The organism is Polaromonas sp. P3_C2, assembly GCF_056402675.1.
Map to the genome: position 1 here is coordinate 1 of NZ_JBFUGX010000608.1, position 2,492 is coordinate 2,492.

2 protein-coding genes and 1 pseudogene are annotated in these 2,492 nt (G+C 61.9%); all 3 read left to right on the plus strand.

Annotated elements, in window-relative coordinates:
* Positions 1 to 303: 303 nt before the first annotated feature.
* Positions 304 to 1,035: a bifunctional demethylmenaquinone methyltransferase/2-methoxy-6-polyprenyl-1,4-benzoquinol methylase UbiE gene (ubiE, locus tag AC1DWI_RS19685; RefSeq protein WP_477666074.1), complete on the plus strand. Its 732-nt coding sequence runs from the start codon at positions 304 to 306 to the stop codon at positions 1,033 to 1,035.
* A 39-nt stretch (positions 1,036 to 1,074) separates the two neighbouring features.
* A complete protein-coding gene (locus AC1DWI_RS19690) occupies positions 1,075 to 2,064 on the plus strand; it encodes a Tim44 domain-containing protein (protein WP_477669821.1) in 990 nt (329 codons plus the stop codon).
* Positions 2,065 to 2,228: 164 nt separating this feature from the next.
* Positions 2,229 to 2,492 (plus strand): annotated as a pseudogene (locus AC1DWI_RS19695) (hypothetical protein); the annotation flags it as partial.

Consider the following 2,492-nt stretch of genomic DNA (forward strand, 5'->3'; position numbering starts at 1 on the left):
GGACTATTCTCGTGGGACTATCTCTACAAACTGGGCGCCGATCAGGCCCAGTTATGGGACGAGTACCGGAGGCGCCTGCAGGCGGCCGGTGTTGAGCGCGATGCACCCATGGCCGCGCCCGGCGGCCACGGCTGTGCAAGCCACTGATTCCGCGCGAGCGGTGCGCGCCGCGGCGCGGCGGCGAATGGGCATTTCGCGCCACTGTTGTTTTTCCAGCATAAAAGCGGGCAATAAGCCGCAATGCCCCATGTCAGCTCAGGGTTGTCGAGAGCAATTACTCCTTTGCCCTCTAGCATTGATGGTATGAGCAGTACCCATTTCGGTTTTGAATCCGTTGACGAGCAAGACAAGGCACGCCGCGTGCGCGGGGTGTTTGACTCCGTGGCGCCCAAATACGACGTGATGAACGACCTGATGTCGATGGGGCTGCATCGGGCGTGGAAGGCCTACACAGTGCTGGTGGCCAACGTCAAAGAGGGCTACCAGGTGCTGGACATCGCCGGCGGCACGGGCGACCTGGCGCTGGCCTTTGCCCCCAAGGTGGGCAGCACCGGCCGCGTGGTGCATACCGATATCAACGAGGCGATGCTCCGCGAAGGCCGGAACCGCCTGCTGGATGCTGGTGTCAGCTTGCCCACCCTGGTGTGCGACGCCGAACATCTACCATTTCCCGATGCGAGCTTCGACGTGGTGACGGTCGCCTTCGGGCTGCGCAACATGACGCACAAGGAAGATGCGTTGCGCGAGATGAACCGCGTGCTCAAGCCCGGTGGCAAGCTGCTGGTGCTGGAGTTCTCCAAAGTCGCCAAGCCGCTGGAAAAGATTTACGACTGGTATTCCTTCAAGGTGTTGCCGCGGTTGGGCAAGCTGGTGGCCAATGACGATTCAAGCTACCAGTACCTCGCCGAATCAATTCGCATGCACCCCGGCCAGGACGAACTGAAAGCCCTTATGCATAAAAGTGGTTTCGGCCATGTGGACTATCACAACATGACAGGCGGAGTTGTGGCATTGCATGTTGGAATCAAGTGTTGAAAAGTCAAACGGCCTCAAAACCGTGATCAAGGAGACGATATGAAAATCTGGTCGGCAATTTTTTCCGCAGCGCTTGCGTTAACCCTGACTTTGGGGGGAACGGTTGCTGACGCCAAACGACTGGGCGGTGGTTCGTCATTTGGCAAGCAGTCGTCCAACGTGACCAAGCGTGAGGCGGCGCCTGGTGGTGCCAATGCCGCCAAACCGGCAGCCCCTGCGGCAACGCCGGCGCCTGTTGCGCCCAAAAAACCCTGGGGCGCCATGCTGGGCGGCCTGGCCGCAGGTCTGGGCCTGGCCTGGCTGGCTTCATCGCTGGGCCTGGGCGGCGCCTTCGGCCAGATCATCATGTTTGCCTTGCTGGCGCTGGTGGTCATGCTGGTGATCGGCTTCATCATGCGCAAATTCAAGGGCGGAGCGGCTGGCGCGCAAGGCTCTGCGCCCGGGCAGGCGCCTTTTGCCTTCCAGGGTGCGGGCAACGCCACCACCCCCAAGAACTACAGCCCTGAGAACGTCGGCAACGATGCATCCGCGCGCCCTTGGGAACGCAGTAGCATGGCTTTTGATGCCAACAAATACGATGCGGCAGCGCCCGCAGGCGGTTCCATGATCGGCTCGGCCTTGCTGGGTGTGCAGTCCTGGGGCGTTCCGGCCGGTTTTGACGCCGAAGGCTTCCTCAAGGCCAGCAAGGCCAACTTCGTCACGCTGCAGGATGCCTGGGACCGCTCCGACATCCAGAACCTGCGCGCCATGATGACGGACGACATGCTCGAGCAGATCAAGACCCAGCTTGCCGACCGCGAATCGCATACCGGCGGCCAGGTCAACAAGACCGAGGTCGTGATGCTGGATGCGCAATTGCTGGGCATCGAGGAACTGAGCGATGTCTACATGGCCAGCGTGGAGTTTTCCGGCATGATCCGCGAAGACGCCTCCGCAGGCGCCAGCCCCTTCCGCGAAGTCTGGAACATGACCAAGCCACGCAGCGGCGGCAGCGGCTGGCTGGTCGCCGGTGTACAGGCTCTCCAATAACCCCCGTCCAGGCTCACTTCATGTAGCCTGTTCCCCCCTTTCAGGGGGCGGCGCCTGCGGCCCGGCAAAGCCGGTTCCGCGGCGCCTGCTGGTGAAATACTCTTTCCACTGGGTTACGCCACGAAGTGCGTGACCGTGGGGGCCATGTCAGAATCGGGGGACGTATGAATACCACGTCCCCTTTTTCATTTCTGGAATCCATTGCCACCCGCTTTCAGCCGCCCGCCTGGGTGGTGGATGAGGGGCAGCAACGGCTGGTGCTCTTCCTGAACCATGTCCTGATGCAGGAAAAGCAGGCGCAGGACCGTCTGCTGCGGCAAAAGGGGCGCGTGGTGCATCTGCGCTGGGGCCTGTTTGCGATTGACCTGGTGGTTACACCGGCGGGCCTGGTGGACCGGGCCCAGCCTGCTGCCAAGCCGGACCTGCTG